Below are 18,630 nucleotides of genomic sequence, written 5' to 3' on the forward strand. Positions count from 1 at the left end.
AACTCACTGGCTTTTCGTCCATTTAAATTTCACATGAAAATAGAGATTAGGTAAAATTAGGCAGGAAATAATAATGCTCATATCTTGGCAAAATAGAGATAAATACGTTATGATTTTATTCGTATGTGAATACATAAAGCGTTCACAAGTTACAAAATTCCGAATTTATTATAGTACAAGCACATGTTGTCGACTATTCATTCTCATTTGGTTTGTATTCAGTGAAAATATAAATTCTTTCGCTGTTCTTAATTGTTAATACTGTTTATGAGTTGCTAACAGATACTATTTGTTATAAGATTGTAATGAGAATAAAGTGAGAATGAATTTTGCGGCCAAGTGTTTTTAGGCTACAAGATAAAAATTATCTTTGCGGAGGTATATATATGGCGGGGTCAACATTAACGATCAAAGATTTACATGTAGAAATTGATGGAAAAGAAATTTTAAAAGGTGTAAACCTTGAAATAAAAGGTGGAGAAATTCACGCAATCATGGGTCCAAATGGTACAGGTAAATCCACTTTATCATCTGCTATCATGGGTCATCCAAAATATGAAGTAACAAGCGGTTCGATTATGTTAGATGATCAAAACGTACTTGAAATGGAAGTAGATGAGCGCGCACGTGCTGGACTATTCTTAGCGATGCAATATCCGAGTGAAATTAATGGTGTAACAAATGCTGATTTCTTACGTTCAGCATTAAATAGCCGTCTTGGAGAAGGCAATGAAATTTCATTAATGAAATTCATTCGTAAAATGGATAAGCAAATGGAATTCCTTGAGATGGACCTTGATATGGCACAGCGTTATTTAAATGAAGGATTTTCTGGCGGAGAGAAAAAACGTAATGAAATCCTACAATTAATGATGCTTGAACCTAAAATCGCAATTTTAGATGAAATTGACTCTGGATTGGATATTGATGCGCTAAAGGTTGTTTCAAAAGGTATTAACCAAATGCGTGGAGAAGACTTTGGCTGTTTAGTCATTACTCACTATCAACGACTTTTAAATTATATCACTCCTGACTATGTGCACGTTATGATGCAGGGCCGTGTTGTAAAATCAGGCGGACCAGAACTTGCACAACGCTTAGAAGCAGAAGGATATGACTGGATCAAGCAAGAGCTTGGAATTGAAGATGAAACAGTTGGGCAAGAAGCGTAGAAGTTAGCGTTAGGAGGATAATCATGACAACAGAAACGAATTTATCATTTGATAAAGATTTTGTTCGTTCTTTTTCAACAGAAATGAACGAGCCTGCGTGGATGGAAGAATTTCGTCTAAAAGCTTTTGAATTGAGCGAAACTCTGCCAATGCCAAGACCTGATAAAACAAAAATCGATAAGTGGAATTTCACTCAATTTGAAACTCATACTGTAAAAAGTAGCAGCTATACATTACTTGCTGAACTTCCAGAAGAAGTACAAGCGTTAATCGGTGAAGAAGCTGCGGCTAAAAATTTATATATTCAGCGGAATATGACACCTGCCTATATTTCTTTAGCAGAGGAATTAAAAGGGCAAGGGGTTATTTTCACAGATATCTTTACGGCCATTCGTGAACATAGCGAACTGGTACAAAAATACTTTCTAACAGAAGCAGTTAAGATTGATGAACATCGCTTGATTGCTTTACATGCAGCGCTTGTTAATGGTGGAGCATTCTTATACATTCCTAAAAATGTTGAAATAAAAGAGCCTATCCATTCTATTTACTTACATGATGATGCTGATACGAACCTTTTCAATCATGTCATTGTGGTTGCAGATGATAATAGTTCTGTAACATATGTAGAAAACTATTTGTCAACACTTGAATCAGCAAATGGTGTTTTTAATATTGTGACAGAAGTCATCGCAAAAGCAGGTGCCAAAGTTCAGTATGGTGCTGTTGATACTCTTGCGAAGGGCATTACAACCTACGTGAATCGTCGTGGATCTGCAGGCAGAGACGCTCGAATTGAATGGGCCCTTGGATTAATGAATGAAGGAAATACCATCTCAGAAAATACAACAAACCTTATGGGTGATGGTGCCTATGGTGACACCAAAACAGTTGTTGTAGGACGTGGCGAACAAACACAAAACTTTACAACAAAGGTTGTTCATTATGGTAGAAACACTGAAGGTTATATTTTAAAGCATGGAGTTATGAAGGATAGTGCCTCTTCTATTTTTAATGGAATTGGTCATATTTTACATGGCGCATCAAAATCGAATGCAGAACAGGAATCCCGTGTGCTTATGCTTAGTGAAAAAGCACGTGGAGATGCCAACCCAATTCTTCTTATCGATGAAGATGATGTAACAGCGGGTCATGCTGCATCAGTTGGGCGTGTAGATCCTGTTCAGCTTTACTATCTAATGAGCCGTGGAATTCCGAAAAAAGAAGCAGAACGCTTGGTCATTCATGGATTCCTTGCACCTGTAGTAAACCAGCTTCCAATCGAAGGAGTTAAAAAGCAGTTAACTGCAGTAATTGAAAGGAAAGTACGATAATGAATGTCCTTGATATTCGTCGTCAATTCCCTATTTTAGATCAAGAAGTAAATGGAAACCCACTTGTTTATCTTGATAGTTCAGCTACTTCTCAGAAACCAATCCAGGTCATTGAGACAGTGGAAAGATATTATAAAGAAATCAATTCCAATGTTCACCGTGGTGTTCACACACTCGGAACACGTGCAACAGATGCCTACGAGGGAGCAAGGGAAAAAGTACGTAAGTTTATTAATGCAAAGTCGACCCAAGAGGTTATTTTTACCAGAGGGACAACGACATCTTTAAATACAGTTGCGGCCAGTTATGCAGATGCGAACTTAAACGCTGGTGACGAGATTGTTATTACGTATATGGAGCACCATAGTAATATCATTCCTTGGCAGCAGGTTGCAAAACGGACGGGAGCAGTATTAAAGTACATCCCGCTTCAGGAAGATGGAACCATATCACTTGAAGATGTTAAAGCAACAGTTACACCTAATACCCGCATTGTTTCTGTAATGCAGGTTTCAAACGTACTTGGCGTCATTAATCCTGTTAAGGAAATTGCTAAAATTGCTCATGAAAATGGAGCGATTATGGTAGTCGATGGGGCGCAAAGTGCGCCTCATATGAAAATTGATGTTCAAGATTTAGACTGTGATTTTTTAGCTTTTTCCGGACATAAGATGTGTGCTCCTACTGGAATAGGGGTACTATACGGCAAAAAGCATTTGTTAGAAAAAATGGAACCAATCGAGTTCGGCGGAGAAATGATTGATTTTGTTCACTTACAAGAATCAACATGGAAAGAGCTTCCCTGGAAGTTTGAAGCGGGAACACCCATCATTGCAGGTGCCATTGGTCTTGGAGCTGCAATCGACTTTTTAAATGAAATTGGCTTAGATAATATTGCCGAACACGAGCATAAGCTTGCGGCCTATGCATTAGAAAAAATGTCATCTGTACCTGGAATGACGATTTACGGACCATTAGACGCTGCAAAACGTGCAGGTCTGGTTACCTTTAATATTAGTGATGTACATCCGCATGATGTTGCTACAGTTCTTGATGCAGAGGGCATTGCTGTCCGTGCTGGACATCACTGTGCCCAGCCGTTAATGAAGTGGCTGAGGGCGTCAGCGACTGCTCGTGCAAGCTTTTATTTATACAACACAGAAGACGATATTGATAAGCTAGTTGAAGGACTTGTTAAAACAAAGGAGTATTTCAGCGATGTCTTCTAATTTAGATGCACTTTACCGTCAAGTTATTATGGATCATTATAAAAAACCGCGTAACCGCGGTCTATTAGAGGATGGAAGTCATACCATCAATATGAACAATCCTACTTGCGGAGACCGGATTCAACTAACCTTTAAAGTTGAGGATGGAATCGTAAAGGATGTACGATTTGAAGGGGAAGGCTGCTCCATATCTATGTCATCTGCTTCAATGATGACACAAGCCATAAAAGGGAAAAAAGTAGAGGAAGCTATCCGGCTTTCAAAGATTTTCTCGGATATGATTCAAGGAAAAGATTATGACGAAGATGTTGACCTTGGTGATATTGAAGCACTTCAAGGGGTCTCCAAATTTCCGGCCAGAATCAAATGTGCTACGCTTGCGTGGAAGGCAATGGAAAAAGGGTTAACTGAAGAGGAACAATAATAGAACAAACAAGGGAGTTTTCCCTTTTTGTTTATGAATGGAGGAACAGGTCGATGGCGAAAAAAATGCCGGAAATCGGTGATTATAAATACGGTTTTGCCGATAAGGATGTTTCCATATTTCGATCAAAGCGTGGTTTGACAAGTGAAATTGTAGAAGAAATTTCAAAGTTAAAAAACGAACCACAGTGGATGCTTGACTTCCGTTTGAAATCACTCGAGCATTTCTACAAAATGCCGATGCCTCAATGGGGCGGAGATTTAGGCTCTTTAAACTTTGACGAAATCACTTATTATGTAAAACCATCTGAGAAATCGGAAAAATCATGGGATGAAGTCCCTGAAGAAATTAAAGCAACATTTGACAAACTTGGAATTCCCGAAGCAGAGCAAAAGTACCTTGCTGGTGTATCTGCTCAATATGAATCAGAAGTTGTTTACCATAACATGAAGGTAGAACTTGAAGATTTAGGTATCGTATTTAAAGATACTGACTCTGCTTTAAGAGAGAATGAGGATATCTTCCGGGAGCACTTCGGAAAAACGATTCCGCCTACAGATAACAAATTTGCAGCATTAAACTCTGCTGTATGGTCAGGTGGGTCCTTCATCTATGTACCACCAGGTGTTAAAGTCGATACACCTTTACAAGCGTATTTCCGAATTAACTCTGAAAATATGGGACAATTTGAGCGTACTTTAATTGTTGTTGATGAAGGCGCGCATGTTCATTATGTAGAAGGATGTACAGCACCAGTTTATACTACTAACTCACTTCACAGTGCAGTTGTAGAGATTGTTATTAAAAAAGACGCTTACTGCCGTTACACAACAATTCAAAACTGGGCGAACAATGTATTCAACCTAGTAACCAAGCGTGCAGTTTGTGAAGCGAATGCAACGATGGAATGGATTGATGGTAACATCGGATCTAAATTAACGATGAAATACCCAGCCGTTATTTTAAAAGGTGAAGGCGCACGTGGTATGACATTATCAATCGCGATTGCCGGTAAAGGTCAACATCAGGATGCTGGAGCAAAAATGATTCACTTAGCTCCTAACACATCTTCAACGATTGTTTCTAAGTCGATTTCTAAACATGGCGGTAAAGTAACATACCGTGGTGTTGTACACTTTGGACGTAAAGCAGATGGCGCTCGTGCAAATATTGAATGTGATACATTGATTATGGATAATCAGTCTACTTCAGATACCATTCCATACAATGAGATCCTTAACGATAATATTTCACTTGAGCACGAAGCGAAAGTTTCAAAAGTATCTGAAGAACAGCTTTTCTACTTGATGAGCCGTGGTATTTCAGAACAGGAAGCAACTGAAATGATCGTAATGGGCTTTATTGAACCATTTACAAAAGAATTACCAATGGAATATGCAGTCGAAATGAACCGCCTGATCAAGTTCGAAATGGAAGGTTCAATCGGATAATAAGTTTTGGTCCGCTTGCCGTTTTGGCAGGCGGATTTTTTAGTATTAAAACAACGAGAGCCCGCGAACCTGTTGAAAAAGGAGAAACGGTCCTTCATGTGGTCAATGAGAGCCCAAGAATCAGTTAGTAAAGGAAAAACGGTCACTCATAAGGTCGATAAGAAATATAAAACTAGTCGCCAGAAATACGCTTGAAAATGAGGTTATGCTATTATTATTAGGTGGGGGTGATTTAGGATGATTTACATTGGTGTAACAGGGTGGGGGGATCATGATAGCCTATATCCGGACCACACCTTACCTCGAGACAAACTAAAAGAATATGCAGGTCATTTTCCTACCGTAGAAGTCGACACCGCTTTCTATGCCGTTCAACCAAGAAGAAATGCAGTTAAGTGGGTAAACGACACAACAGACTCATTCCAGTTCATAATAAAAGCGTACCAGGGGATGACAGGTCATCAGCGTGGTGAAACACCATTCGCAACCAAACAAGAAATGTTCCAGGCTTTTAAAGAGTCTCTAGAACCATACATAGTAGCAAACAAATTAGCAATGGTCTTATTTCAGTTTCCGCCCTGGTTCGATTGTAAGCGGGAAAACGTGGAATATTTACGTTGGTGTAAAAATGCAATGGGTGATTTACCTTGTGCACTTGAGTTCAGGCACCAATCTTGGTTTACAACCCGATATCGCCAGCATACACTAGATTTTATGAAAGAGGAAAGATGGATACATAGTATTTGCGATGAACCCCAATCAGGCGAGGGTTCCATACCAGCCATATTAGAAGCAATTGATTCTGAAAAACTTCTGATTCGATTCCATGGACGAAACGTGCATGGCTGGCAAAAACGTCAGGCTGAAAATTGGCGTGAGGTGCGCTACCTCTATCGTTATAATCAACAAGAACTCGAAGAATGGGCGAATATTATTAGGCAATTAGCGAATGAATCTGCTAATGTCTATGTTCTTTTTAACAACAATTCCGGCGGCGATGCAGCCGGTAACGCGAAAGAGATGATTGACCTTTTAAATATAAAATATGAGGACCTTGCTCCCAGACAACTGGATTTATTTTAAAAAAAGCTGTGTTAAACTAGGCTGTTGATTTGCGCTCCAATAAGGAATACTTCTTAGAATAATCATCGCAGGGACAGGCGGTCTCTGCCTGTCCGAGGCGCTACGCTTTCCGCGGGCTCGCCCGTGAGCCTCCTTACAGCTTCGCACCTGCGGGGTCTCACTCAGCTCGTACATCCCGCAGGAGTCGAGCGCCTTCCGCTCCAATCAACAGGTTATTAAATCAACAGTTTTCCATTAACACAGCTAATAAAAAGGAGAAAGATTATGGAGTGGATTATTTTAGTTTTGATAGGAATCGCGGGCAGTTCTTTAGGCAGTTTAATTGGATTGGGCGGAGGGATCGTGATTGTTCCTTCCTTGCTCTTTTTAAGCTCTCTGGCTACATTTGGTTACATTTCTCCTCAGACAGCAGTGGGGACCTCTCTTTTTACGATGATTTTTACCGGACTTTCTTCCACGTTAGCTTATATGAAGCATAAAACGGTGGATTATAAAAGTGGATTGATTTTTTTGATTGGAAGTGGTCCTGGGAGTATCTTAGGAGCGTGGGTAACAGAGATATTAGATTTAAAATCATTCAATTTATTTTTCGGTATTTTTATCATTTTTGTTTCATTTGTGCTGTTATTAAAAGATAAATTAAAGCCGATCCCATATCGTAAGGATAAAGGAATTGTTCGAAGCTTTACAGATAACACAGGAAAAATCTTTGAATATGGATTTAACCCTGTAATGGGAGTTATTATTTCGCTAATTGTCGGCTTTTTATCCGGGATTCTAGGTGTTGGCGGTGGATCGTTAATGGTGCCGACCATGATCCTATTCTTTTTCTTTCCTCCCCATGTAGCAACAGCCACTTCGATGTTTATGATTTTGCCAACATCCATCCTTAGCTCCATTACCCATATTACTCTGGGGAATGTTGATTGGCTGCTTGCATTGGCATTAGTTCCTGGGGCATGGATTGGTGCCAGGGTAGGTGTCTATTTAAACACAAGGCTAAAGAGCAAAACAATTGTTTTATTACTACGAACCATATTAATAATCGTCGGCATACGATTAATTTATGAAGGTATTATGGGTTAAAAAGGATGCGAATCATGCATGGAATACATTCACATATATCATACAAATGATCTTCATAGCCATTTAAAACGATGGCCGCGAATTCAGCATTTCTTAACTAGCCGAAGAACATATCAAGAAGCTGCGGGGGAAGAATTTTTACTTTTTGATATAGGTGATTTTATTGACAGGTGGCACCCGCTTTCAGAAGGAACCCAGGGGCAAGGGAATATTGAGTTGTTAAATGAAAGCGGCTATACTGCAGTTACGATTGGTAACAATGAGGGAGTTAATTTCCCTTATGAAGGTCTGAATCATTTGTATGACAACAGGAAATTTGATGTTGTCCTGGCTAACCTCTATAACAGTAACAAGCAATATCCAGAGTGGCTAAAACCATACAAGATTTATAAAACCGAAAAGGGTACGCGGATTGGTGTGATTGGATTAACAGCCAATTTTTCGCTTCTTTATGAGCTATTAGGATGGCACCTTACAGAACCGATTGAAGAATTGAAAAGCTGGATTCAGACGCTGAGGAATCAATCAGATATCATTGTCCTGCTTTCTCATCTCGGACTTAACCATGATGAACAAATTGCAAGAGAATTTCCAGAGGTCGATATTATTCTAGGAGGTCATACTCACCATACACTTCCTGAGGGCAAGTTGGTGGGACAGACATTGCTTGCCGGGGCTGGTAAGCATGGAAGATATGTCGGGTATGTTTGCATTCAAGTTGATGAGAGAAAACCCATTGGCAAACAAGCACTATTATATAATGTGATGGAACTTCCTTCAGTACCAGATGAGAAAGCTATTTCTAAAGAACTTTACCGAAAAGGAAAGAAATTGTTAAATCAAAAAATCACCAAATCTCCAAAGGAATACCACCCACATGAACCGTTTCAGAAAGCTGAGCTTGCCCAGCTCCTTTGCCAAGCACTTAGAGAATGGTGCAAGGCAGATTGTGCATTTATTAATGGAGGTCTTATTTTAGGTCCCTTACCAAGTAAAGTGACATTATATGATGTGCTCTCCATTTGTCCACATCCAATTAATCCTTGTAAAATTGAACTTACAGGCAGTGAATTAAAGAAGGTATTGCTTGAAACAAGGGGTGAAGACTGGGCAGACCAGCAGGTAGTCGGGCTTGGTTTTAGGGGAACAGTGATGGGAGAAAGTATATATGACAGGATTAGCTTTAATGAAAACAGTGACATCTTTATCAATGGGCAAGAATTAGACTTAAACCAAACCTATACCATTGCGGTACCAGATATGTTTACCTTCGGACACTTTTTCAAAGAAATTTTTCCACAAAAGAAAAAGGAATATTTTCTTCCTGAATTTTTACGGGACTTACTGAAATGGAAATTAGAAAAGTAGTCCTAGAATGTATACACGCTTTTTCTCTCGCTTTCATACGTTGATAGTGAGGAAGGGAGTGTGTAAATTGATAGAGTTATCACCGGTAGAGATTAATGGTCACACGTTCTTGGCTGTTACTGTCTTACTGCCGAAAACTACACTGCTCTCCATAAGCAATGATAAGGGATATATTATGTGCGGTGCTTTAGATGTGGGGTTATTAAATGAAAAGTTAAAGGATCGTAAAATCATTGCAGCTAGAGCAGTGGGGGTAAGAACGATTGAACAGCTACTTAACGCACCAATGGAGTCAGTCACAGACGAGGCAGAAGCAATTGGTATTACAAAAGGAATGCTCGGAAAAGACGCTCTGTTGAAAATGGTATGAAAAGCTTGCATTCGTGCAGGCTTTTTCTTATGCACCGGCTCACTCGATGCCTGCCGCCTTTGGGCAAGGCGCTGCCGTTTTCTTCGGCCAGGCCAGCTAGTATAAATTTATAGGCTAGTTCATCCCTTTCCCGCATACATATAACATGTAAGGGGGGATGATTTTTGGCTAAGTTTCGTGTGCGTCACCGTAAACGGGGACCGTTACCTTTCCGATACGTTTTGTTATTATCGTTTGTCTTTTTTATATTGTCTACTGCAATGGGAATATGGCTGGTCAACAAGGGAATTGAACCATCCTTAATGAGATATGCGGAATCAAAAACCAAGCAAATTGCATCACAGGTTATCAATAAGGCAATTAATAAAAAAACGGTAGAAGTGGGAGATGTTATTGCCGTTGAAGCTGGTCAAAATGGTGCGCAGCCGAGTGCCAGTTTAAAAACGGAAATCATAAATCAGAAATTATCTGAAATCACCAATGAAATACAGAAAAACTTAAATGCAGCAGAAAAAGGAGATCTTGATTCACTAGAGAAATTAACGGATGTCGATATTGAGGTAAATACAGAGCAACAGGATGGGATAGTGTGGAATGTCCCGCTTGGTCAAGCAACCAATATGGCTTTGTTGGGAAATTTAGGTCCTAAAATACCTGTTAGGTTTCATGCAATTGGTGAAGTACGTCCAGATGTGAAAATTAACCCAAAACCCATGGGGATTAATAATACATGGATTGATGTGGCAATCCATCTTGAGGTTTCAGTGCAAATTATTACCCCGTTTGCAACGGAAATCACCAAATTAGAGCAAAATATTCCAGTAGGCGGAAGATTAATACAGGGCGATGTACCACAATTTTATAATAATGGGGGAAATGGTGTTACACCATCCATTGAAATACCCTCTCCTCAGAATTAAAAGGACTGTCAAAATGACAGTCCTATTTTTTCGATTTTAATGCCTGTCTTTCTTGCTGTTTCCACAGTCGTAAATGTGGGGTTGGGTCAAAGGACCATTCAGTGTAACCATTATCTTTATACATACCATAGTGCAAGTGCGGCGGAAATTTTCCCGATGTCCCCGGAGGTCCATACCCTGAACTGCCGACACCGCCAATTAAGGTCCCGGGTTGAACAATTTGACCTACTTTTAAATCTTTAGCAAAACCGCTAAGATGAGCAAAATAATGATACGTATTATTAATATCACGAATTCCAACTCTCCAGCCGCCGAACTTATTCCAGCCCTTCATTTCCACTATGCCATAGTTTGTAGCACGAACTGGAACACCGTAACCTGCAAAAATATCGGTACCCTCATGCATTCTTCTGCCGCCCCAGCCCCTTGCATCGCCCCACGTACTGCGATAACTATGATTGCTGCGTAATGGCAGTGGGAATACATGGGTATCTAAATCTATCCGGCCAAAATGGCGGTAAATCTTCGCCTTTCCGGCTATAATGCCAACAGTTTTGTCGCGGTGATAATAATTCCATAACCCAATTTTAATGTTATCGTCGTCTACTCCATATGAGAGAAGATAATTGGCGAAAGTATATAAAACATCTTCATCGCTCTTTAAACTGGCTTTTCCATCTCCATCCCCATCGACGCCCATACCATTGAAAAATTGGATAATTGCTGGGTTTTCTTCTTGGGGATTAGGATTAGTTGGTCCAGCCCATTTCTCAGGAGTAAAATAAATGCCAATTACACTTTCCGCCTTAGGCAAATCTTTGCGAACCTGCCGAATAGTCCTTTCATACTGGTCCACGGCGGCTAAGTAATACCAAGGAATAAGTGTAACGGTTTCAACCTTTTTGTATAGCTTCATTCTTTCCTGATATTCATCAGGACCTTTAGCATGAGCATCCCTGAGAGAAAAGCTCATAAATAAGAGGATTGTTCCAATTATCAGAAATGCCCGCACAGGAATCCTCCTTCCGATTATTGTACGCTTTTAGTTTATGAATTCTAGGAGATTTCATTATGGACAATAATTGGAAAAAGTTTTTCGAAGTTGGTCTGCTTGTTGTTGTGACAAAAAGTATGGTAAAGTGACAAGGTGCAAACTCATTTATAGGGGTGGAAAAAGTGAGCAGAAATAGTGAATACTTAAGAAAACCAGAATGGTTGAAAATAAAATTAAATACGAATGAACATTATACAGGCTTAAAACAAATGATGCGTGAAAAAAATCTACATACGGTATGTGAAGAAGCGCGCTGCCCTAATATTCACGAATGTTGGGCTGAGAGAAGAACAGCTACCTTCATGATCCTCGGTGATACATGTACACGTGCCTGTCGTTTTTGTGCAGTGAAAACAGGACTGCCAACAGAATTAGATTTGGCAGAACCAGAACGAGTGGCAGATTCAGTTCAATTAATGAACTTAAAACATGTCGTCGTTACTGCGGTAGCCCGGGATGATTTAAAAGATGGCGGGGCAGCTGTTTTTGCAGAAACCGTTAGGGCGATTAGAAGAAAAAATCCTTTTACAAGTATTGAAGTTCTTCCTTCAGATATGGGTGGTAAAGAAGAAAATTTAGCTTTGTTAATGGATGCAAAACCCGACATCTTAAATCATAATATCGAAACCGTAAGACGACTAACGCCAAGAGTAAGAGCGCGTGCAAAATATGAACGTTCATTAGAATTTTTACGAAGAGCGAAAGTAATGCAGCCTGCGATACCAACAAAATCAAGTTTAATGGTTGGACTTGGCGAAACAAAAGAAGAAATTATTGAAGTAATGGATGACTTAAGAGCGAATAATGTCGATATCATGACGATAGGACAATATTTACAGCCATCTAAAAGCCATCTAAAGGTTGAAAAATATTACCGCCCGGAGGAATTCGCTGAATTACGTGAAATAGCCCTCACAAAAGGCTTTAGTCATTGTGAAGCGGGTCCATTGGTCCGTTCATCCTACCATGCAGATGAACAAGTAAATGCTGCTGCAAAACACAAACAATTGCTTGGCGAAGCAGAAGCAAAAGAAGCGTAGAATGAAAAAGCTGCAGCCCCTATGTGCTGCAGCTAGACAATAAAAAGAGTTCAGTCCACTTGGGCTGAACTCTTTTTGTTAGCGATTGTTTGTATTCATAGTATCATCAGCGGTAGCACCGTTTTCGTCTTCACTATCGCTCATACGATTGCCTTGTGGTGACTTCTTCATTTGGGTAATTAAACCATTCACTAAATTTCTGGCATTGTGACTAGTTGAATCTAAATTTGCCAGATTTTCCACATCACGCATTAATTTTGTATTGTCTGATACATAAACATGATAGTACCTAGGGACAACAGACATAGCCGTTCTCTTTACTTGGTCGGCTGTCTGATTACGGTCTTTAGAATCTGTATCGTATGAAACGAGAACTTCTTGATCGGTTACAAGAGTGGCAACATCATCTACATTCGGTATGTCAGTACTTAACTGACTAATAATATTAGCGACTTGTTCACGATCTATAGCTGCGTAGTGTGCAGTTCCGCCCCTGTCCCCCTGGATCGGGCTTCTTTGATGACGGACAAAGCCATAATCATCGCTCACATTGCGAGCACCCTGACCGCCGCCTTCATTATAAAGCTCTTCACGTTTGTTATTGACATTTATGGTATCTCCGCTTTCTTTATACACATCACGATTGGCCATATCCCTTGAGCATCCTGCTGCTGTTAGGAATAAACAAAAAACAATCATTATCGACCATTTTTTCACTTTAAGCACCTCCTTTTTATAGAATAGCCAAATAACTCATTTTTTTTCTTAGTAATTGATGGTGAATCGGTTATAATGAAAGAAAGATTTACTGGTAAATTTGAGGTGATAACATGATCAGTTTAAACGGTGCCACGTATGAAATCGTGCAGGAACATAGAGATGCCTTTAATGAGGAGGCTCTAAAGGCAAGATACAGTGATATATTATCCAGATATGATTATATTGTTGGGGATTGGGGATATGGACAGCTCCGGCTGAAAGGCTTTTTTGAGGATCAGAATCAAAAAGCAACATTTGACACCAAAATCAGTACATTAAGTGAATATTTGTATGAATACTGTAATTTTGGCTGTGCCTATTTTGTTTTGAAAAAAGTCAAAAAGTAATAAAAAAAGGCTGGCCAAAACGGCAAGCCTTTAATGTGGTATCTCCAAGCCTCAGTGCGGGTTAACGTGCTGAGGCTTTAGTGCGTATAAGGTGGTTGTTCCTCTTTATCGGGGTCGTCATGTGTCGGGTGTGCCCCTTCCATTTGACGAGGGATATCCTGATGAAAGGTTTTATTTTCGTAATTAAAGTTGCTATAATATCGCTGACCTTCTTGCCAAGGGGTGCTTTTATTTTGAACAGGCTCATCATTACGAATGGGAGATCCAAAAGGACCATCGGGAAATTCCTCTGCGGTCAGAAAGTTCTTTTGTTTCTCAACATTCGAAAGGTCAAAATAGCTTCTAGATTCTTTTTCCGCCATACTATCACTCCTTTTGTTTTATTATGTTGTAAGGAGTGATAAAAAATTATAGTAGTTCTAATAAAAAGGAACGTAATTCTTCGGCATCCTCTTCATTTAACTGGAAAGCGTATTCTAAATAGCCTTCCTCATTCAAGTCATCCTCACCAATAATTGCAAAGCGACTCCCTTGTAAATCAAGTACAAGATGCTTTCCATAATGACGATCCGTTTTAACAATCGCCAAATCAAATCGCTGGTTGTCACCAACAAAGCTTACAAATCGTGTCTTTGTATCTTCTGTATCATCATATAAAAAATAACGTTCTGCCATGTAAAGTTCTCCTTTAGTTAGTTTATTCAACCTCTTTATATTACCAAATAATCAGGAAATGGGGGAATATTTGGCGATAATAGAATATTGCTAAAAATTAACTCAAACAAAAACGGTTTTTGGCAAATTGTGTTACAATATACTTATTATTGTCGGATGTGTTTCTGAGAGGGATGGAATCAATGGATTGCCGTTACATGAAAAAAGTTAAGAGTGTAATGCAACTTAGCACAGGGTAATTTTTTAAGCCGGTCAAGCAATGTTTTTTGATGAAATTGCAACATGAGTGATAACAAATAAGGAAGTGGATGAAATGTATTTTGTAGACCGCGGAAAGTTGGAGACCACATTGGTGTTTCTAGAAAAACAAATCAGCCTATTTTCTAGCCAGGTAGACTGGTCCACACCGATAGAAAAAGCTGCATTAGAACGGATTACACATCTTATAATTGAATCAGTGTTAGATGCAGGTAATGCAATAATTGATGGGTTTATTATGAGAGACCCTGGCAGTTATGAAGATATCATTGAAATATTAATTGATGAAAAGGTTGTTACCAAGGAAACAGGTACAAGCTTAAAAACGCTTGTCCAATATCGTAAGGTACTCGTCCAGCTCTACACGGAGATTGACCATACAGAACTTCTTAATCAGTTCTCTAGCCTTATTGAAGATGTGGCTTTATTTCCAAAAAACGTCCGAGACTATCTTGAGAATGAACTCGGTCCTGTATCGGCATTTATATAATATATCACTGACCGCGTTTGCGGTCCTTTTTAATTATCGGATATGATACATGTAGGGGTGATTAGCATGAAAAAGTATAAAGGTTATTTAATTGATCTCGACGGAACAATGTATAAAGGTTCCGAAAAGATCGAAGCAGCAGGAGACTTTGTCAAAAAATTAAGGGCAAAGGGGATTCCATATTTATTCGTTACCAATAATTCATCCCGCACTCCCGCTCAGGTTGCTCAAAAGCTCAGAGATTTTGATATTCCTGCCGAAGAGGCCCTTGTTTTTACAACCAGTCAAGCGACAGCGAATTATATCTATAGCCAAAAGCAGGATGCGTCCGTTTTTGTTATAGGTGAGGAAGGTCTTCGAATCGCTATGGAGGAAAAGAAATTCTTATTTGCCGCTGAGGATGCAGAATATGTTGTCATTGGTATTGACCGCGAGATTAGCTATGAAAAGTTAGCCGTAGCCTGTCTTGCTGTCCGCAATGGTGCTTCGTTTATCTCTACAAACGGAGACATAGCGATACCAACGGAAAGAGGCTTAGTCCCTGGAAATGGATCATTAACCTCTGTAATTTCTGTTTCAACACAAACTAAGCCGACGTTTATTGGAAAGCCGGAATCGATTATAATGGAGCAGGCATTAAAGGTATTGGGCACACCTAAAGAAGAAACACTTATGGTGGGTGATTATTATGATACCGATATTCTAGCGGGGATGAATGCAGGGCTTGATACACTATTAGTGCACACGGGTGTCACAACGAAGGAATTACTTGCAGGCTATGACAAAAAACCTACATATACCATTGATTCATTAGACCAATGGGAGCCGTAAGAAAAGGATGGAGCTCTCCATCCTTTTCTAAATATGCTTTATTCTACATGAGCTGCTCGGTGAGCAAGACGACTAGAGGCTGCAGCGGCAATGGCTCCCACAATGTCATCCAAAAATGTGTGGCATTCTCCGGTTGATTTATCATTTAAACGGGCTAATATTCCAGGCTTTTGCTTATCTATATAACCATAATTTGTAAAGCCAATAGATCCGTACACATTCACGATGGATAGTGCAAGAATCTCATCAACACCGTAAAGACTTTCATCTGTTTTAATAATAGATTGGATAGGTTCTTCGAGCATGTTTTTCTCAGCTAACATATCAAGTTGAATTCCCGTTATGATGGCATTTTGGACCTCACGTTTTGATATGACGCGTTCAACATTTGCAATACAGTCTTCCATTTTTAAGTTTTCGTGGTATTTTTCCTGCAAAAAATAGACTAAATCAGCGATATCCTGAATTTCTACGCCTCTTTCTTTGATCCATCTTCTTGCAGTTTCTTCTGTTAAATCCATTTTTTTATCTTCTGCCATCCATTTATCACCTTTTCTTTGGAATTTTTTACTATTCTTAATTTTTACAATATGCTCGTTTTTTTGAAAAGGAACGAATGAACCATCACCCTTCTTACAGATTTCTCCTATAACGTTTTTCTTATACTTTTTTACGCAAGAAGACAACAAGTTTTTTGGGCTACTACATATATATGACATAAGAGTGGAAAAGAGAAGAGGTGGAAGAGTGCTACAAAAATTACTTGAAAATAAATATGGAATACAAGTCGATGAATATGTAAAACTAGACTCCTACGACGCGCTTAGAGGAAATGGCTGGCTTTATTTGGTTGCAAAGGCTGATGGAAGGGACGCTGAGGATATTAATGAACTAGAGAAAATTGCTGAACATTTAAGGAATACGGGGGATTCCCATGTGCCAGCATTTCTACAATCCAAAGAGGGTGGATTTATTACATCCTGGGAAGATCACCAATATTGTGTCCTGGCAAATCGCCAAACAGAACAACACGCAAAAGTGAAACTAGGAAGAAAGTTAGCTAAATTCCATGAGCGAGGTAAAACGGTCCCATTCAAAATTGATAGATCAAGCAGAATTGGACAATGGAAGCAATTATGGGAAAAGCGTCTTGATCAAATTGAAAAGGTTTGGAGCGAACTAATGTTCCAAACACCTGAGGATGATTTTGAAAGGATGTTTATCGATTCGTTTCCATACTATATTGGTTTAACTGAAAATGCGATTCAATACTTAGTGGACACAGAACTAGACGATGAGCCAAAAGAATCGGATAGCGGAACGGTGTGTCATGAACGTTTTTCAAATGCTTCTTGGGGAGCTAATTATTACATTAAGGACCCATTTGATTGGGTATTTGATCATCGGAGCCGTGATTTAGCAGAATGGACGAGAGAACGATACTTCCGAAACACACAAACCTACGAGATTGATGTTAGACAGTTTTTCGTTGATTATCAAAGTATTGCCCCTTTATCCTCTTTTTCATGGAGGTTATTATTTTCACGTTTATTGTTTCCGCTTCATTACTTTGAATGTATTGAGAATTATTATATCACTCGGTCTGAGCAGGAAAAGAAGCTTTTAGAAGAACGGTTAAGTAAGATGTTAAAACAATCCACAGAGTACGAACGCTTTTTGGGTCATTTTTATCATACTGTAGGTGCCCCATTAAAACCTTTGAATATCCCTCAACTAGACTGGCTGCTGATTAGGTAATCGCTTTGTTAAATTAGTCTGTTGATTGGCGCTCCAGGCACTACGCTTTCCGCGGGCGGTCCGTGGAGCCTCCTCGGCGCTTAAGCGCCTGTGGGGTCTCCACTGCCCCGTCCTCCCGCAGGAGTCTTCGTGCCTTCCGCGCCAATCAACAGAGGTGCAAATCAAAATTTGCTTCTTTACCACAGTCTAGTAATAAAAAAAGCGATTGCTCATTGCAGCAATCGCTTCTTATCTTTATTAAAATACTTGTTCTACTTCGACAACGCCAGGAACTTCTTCTAAAAGTGCTCTTTCGATTCCGGCTTTTAGGGTAATTGTTGAGCTTGGGCAGCTGCCGCATGCACCTAGTAAACGAAGTTTAACAATACCATCCTCAACATCAACTAACTCACAATCTCCTCCATCACGAAGAAGAAATGGACGTAATTTATCTAATACTTCCTGAACCTGCTCAAACATTTCTTGTACTTGTTCTGCCATATTTATCGTCTCCTTCCTACCTTATATTATAATGTCATTGAAGGGAAAAATCCATTCTCATGAAATGGGAATTAGCACATTTACAACCATATTTTTATGTTTAATAGTTTAAATGATGTAAAATAAAAGAAAAAGGCAGGATTGATGGAATGATTAATTTTACAGTTGAAATTATCCTTTATGGTGCAGAACAATTATGTCCAAGCTGTGTAAATTTACCCTCCTCAAAGGAAACATTTGAATGGCTTGAGGCGGCAATTTCAAGAAAGTTTCCTAATCAACCATTCAAGATGACTTATGTTGATATTTATCAACCGCCTCAAGAAAGCGAAAAAGAAGCTTTTGCAAAGAGAGTTATTGAAGAAGATCTGTTTTATCCAGTGGTTGTGATTAAAAATAAAATTGTGGGCGAAGGAAACCCGCGCTTAAAAACAATATTTACTGAGTTGGAAAGATGTGGCTATAAATCCATATAAAAAGCATTCCAGCATGTAAACTGGA

22 protein-coding genes are annotated in these 18,630 nt (G+C 39.3%); 16 read left to right on the top strand and 6 right to left on the bottom strand.

Going from position 1 to position 18,630, the window contains the following annotated elements; genetic code table 11:
- The first annotated feature begins 386 nt into the window (after window positions 1–386).
- The 10 genes from sufC (at window position 387) to yunB (ending at window position 10,437) form a co-directional block, all read left to right on the top strand.
- The gene (gene sufC, locus F4694_RS02420; protein ID WP_034673664.1) at window positions 387–1,172 is read left to right on the top strand and encodes a Fe-S cluster assembly ATPase SufC; all 786 of its coding nucleotides are present in this window, start codon (window positions 387–389) and stop codon (window positions 1,170–1,172) included.
- A 23-nt stretch (window positions 1,173–1,195) separates the two neighbouring features.
- Entirely contained in the window at window positions 1,196–2,506 is a 1,311-nt protein-coding gene (gene sufD, locus F4694_RS02425) for a Fe-S cluster assembly protein SufD (protein WP_179595301.1), read from the top strand.
- The gene (locus tag F4694_RS02430) at window positions 2,506–3,735 is read left to right on the top strand and encodes a cysteine desulfurase (protein ID WP_179595302.1); all 1,230 of its coding nucleotides are present in this window, start codon (window positions 2,506–2,508) and stop codon (window positions 3,733–3,735) included. The genes sufD and F4694_RS02430 overlap by 1 nt, the downstream gene beginning before the upstream one ends.
- The gene (gene sufU / locus F4694_RS02435; RefSeq protein WP_179595303.1) at window positions 3,725–4,159 is read left to right on the top strand and encodes a Fe-S cluster assembly sulfur transfer protein SufU; all 435 of its coding nucleotides are present in this window, start codon (window positions 3,725–3,727) and stop codon (window positions 4,157–4,159) included. The genes F4694_RS02430 and sufU overlap by 11 nt, the downstream gene beginning before the upstream one ends.
- Window positions 4,160–4,212: 53 nt before the next feature.
- Window positions 4,213–5,610, top strand: coding sequence for a Fe-S cluster assembly protein SufB (gene sufB, locus F4694_RS02440; protein ID WP_179595304.1), 1,398 nt, complete (start codon window positions 4,213–4,215; stop codon window positions 5,608–5,610).
- A gap of 237 nt (window positions 5,611–5,847) precedes the next feature.
- Window positions 5,848–6,693 carry a DUF72 domain-containing protein gene (locus F4694_RS02445; RefSeq protein ID WP_179595305.1) on the top strand — a complete coding sequence of 282 codons (846 nt, stop codon included), beginning with the start codon at window positions 5,848–5,850 and terminating at the stop codon, window positions 6,691–6,693.
- Between the two features lie 264 nt (window positions 6,694–6,957).
- Entirely contained in the window at window positions 6,958–7,779 is an 822-nt protein-coding gene (locus F4694_RS02450) for a sulfite exporter TauE/SafE family protein (RefSeq protein ID WP_179595306.1), read from the top strand.
- An 18-nt stretch (window positions 7,780–7,797) separates the two neighbouring features.
- Window positions 7,798–9,147 carry a bifunctional metallophosphatase/5'-nucleotidase gene (locus tag F4694_RS02455; RefSeq protein WP_179595307.1) on the top strand — a complete coding sequence of 450 codons (1,350 nt, stop codon included), beginning with the start codon at window positions 7,798–7,800 and terminating at the stop codon, window positions 9,145–9,147.
- Window positions 9,148–9,214: 67 nt separating this feature from the next.
- Window positions 9,215–9,517, top strand: a complete 303-nt coding sequence (locus F4694_RS02460) for a YunC family protein (protein WP_179595308.1) — start codon at window positions 9,215–9,217, stop codon at window positions 9,515–9,517.
- A gap of 164 nt (window positions 9,518–9,681) precedes the next feature.
- The gene (gene yunB / locus F4694_RS02465; RefSeq protein WP_179595309.1) at window positions 9,682–10,437 is read left to right on the top strand and encodes a sporulation protein YunB; all 756 of its coding nucleotides are present in this window, start codon (window positions 9,682–9,684) and stop codon (window positions 10,435–10,437) included.
- A gap of 22 nt (window positions 10,438–10,459) precedes the next feature.
- On the opposite strand, the gene F4694_RS02470 is transcribed toward yunB, so the two are convergent.
- Window positions 10,460–11,410 (bottom strand): M23 family metallopeptidase, encoded by a 951-nt coding sequence (locus F4694_RS02470; RefSeq protein WP_179595466.1) that lies wholly within the window; start codon window positions 11,408–11,410, stop codon window positions 10,460–10,462.
- Window positions 11,411–11,613: 203 nt separating this feature from the next.
- Between F4694_RS02470 and lipA the strand changes: the two genes are divergently transcribed.
- Complete coding sequence (gene lipA, locus F4694_RS02475; RefSeq protein ID WP_179595310.1) at window positions 11,614–12,531, top strand: lipoyl synthase; 918 nt, start codon at window positions 11,614–11,616, stop codon at window positions 12,529–12,531.
- A 78-nt stretch (window positions 12,532–12,609) separates the two neighbouring features.
- On the opposite strand, the gene F4694_RS02480 is transcribed toward lipA, so the two are convergent.
- Window positions 12,610–13,248 (bottom strand): YhcN/YlaJ family sporulation lipoprotein, encoded by a 639-nt coding sequence (locus F4694_RS02480; protein WP_308806246.1) that lies wholly within the window; start codon window positions 13,246–13,248, stop codon window positions 12,610–12,612.
- A gap of 113 nt (window positions 13,249–13,361) precedes the next feature.
- On the opposite strand from F4694_RS02480, the gene F4694_RS02485 reads away from it, so the two are divergent.
- A complete protein-coding gene (locus F4694_RS02485; protein WP_179595311.1) occupies window positions 13,362–13,637 on the top strand; it encodes a YutD family protein in 276 nt (91 codons plus the stop codon).
- A gap of 77 nt (window positions 13,638–13,714) precedes the next feature.
- Here F4694_RS02485 and F4694_RS02490 read toward each other — a convergent pair whose 3' ends face one another.
- Both F4694_RS02490 and F4694_RS02495 read right to left on the bottom strand, forming a co-directional pair.
- A complete protein-coding gene (locus tag F4694_RS02490; protein WP_179595312.1) occupies window positions 13,715–13,999 on the bottom strand; it encodes a cytosolic protein in 285 nt (94 codons plus the stop codon).
- Window positions 14,000–14,045: 46 nt separating this feature from the next.
- Entirely contained in the window at window positions 14,046–14,312 is a 267-nt protein-coding gene (locus F4694_RS02495) for a DUF3055 domain-containing protein (RefSeq protein WP_179595313.1), read from the bottom strand.
- A 313-nt stretch (window positions 14,313–14,625) separates the two neighbouring features.
- Here F4694_RS02495 and F4694_RS02500 point away from each other — a divergent pair, with 313 nt between their 5' ends.
- On the top strand, window positions 14,626–15,060 hold the full coding sequence (locus tag F4694_RS02500; RefSeq protein ID WP_179595314.1) for a DUF86 domain-containing protein: 435 nt from the start codon (window positions 14,626–14,628) through the stop codon (window positions 15,058–15,060).
- A 66-nt stretch (window positions 15,061–15,126) separates the two neighbouring features.
- A complete protein-coding gene (locus F4694_RS02505; RefSeq protein WP_179595315.1) occupies window positions 15,127–15,891 on the top strand; it encodes a TIGR01457 family HAD-type hydrolase in 765 nt (254 codons plus the stop codon).
- Window positions 15,892–15,929: 38 nt separating this feature from the next.
- On the opposite strand, the gene F4694_RS02510 is transcribed toward F4694_RS02505, so the two are convergent.
- Entirely contained in the window at window positions 15,930–16,430 is a 501-nt protein-coding gene (locus F4694_RS02510) for a phosphatidylglycerophosphatase A family protein (protein WP_179595316.1), read from the bottom strand.
- A gap of 208 nt (window positions 16,431–16,638) precedes the next feature.
- Here F4694_RS02510 and yutH point away from each other — a divergent pair, with 208 nt between their 5' ends.
- Complete coding sequence (yutH, locus tag F4694_RS02515) at window positions 16,639–17,649, top strand: spore coat putative kinase YutH (protein WP_179595317.1); 1,011 nt, start codon at window positions 16,639–16,641, stop codon at window positions 17,647–17,649.
- Between the two features lie 237 nt (window positions 17,650–17,886).
- Here yutH and F4694_RS02520 read toward each other — a convergent pair whose 3' ends face one another.
- Window positions 17,887–18,129 carry a NifU family protein gene (locus tag F4694_RS02520; protein ID WP_034674824.1) on the bottom strand — a complete coding sequence of 81 codons (243 nt, stop codon included), beginning with the start codon at window positions 18,127–18,129 and terminating at the stop codon, window positions 17,887–17,889.
- A gap of 149 nt (window positions 18,130–18,278) precedes the next feature.
- Between F4694_RS02520 and F4694_RS02525 the strand changes: the two genes are divergently transcribed.
- A complete protein-coding gene (locus F4694_RS02525; RefSeq protein WP_179595318.1) occupies window positions 18,279–18,605 on the top strand; it encodes a YuzD family protein in 327 nt (108 codons plus the stop codon).
- Window positions 18,606–18,630: the final 25 nt, after the last annotated feature.

The organism is Neobacillus driksii, from assembly GCF_013409995.1.
GTDB lineage: Bacteria > Bacillota > Bacilli > Bacillales > Cytobacillaceae > Neobacillus > Neobacillus driksii.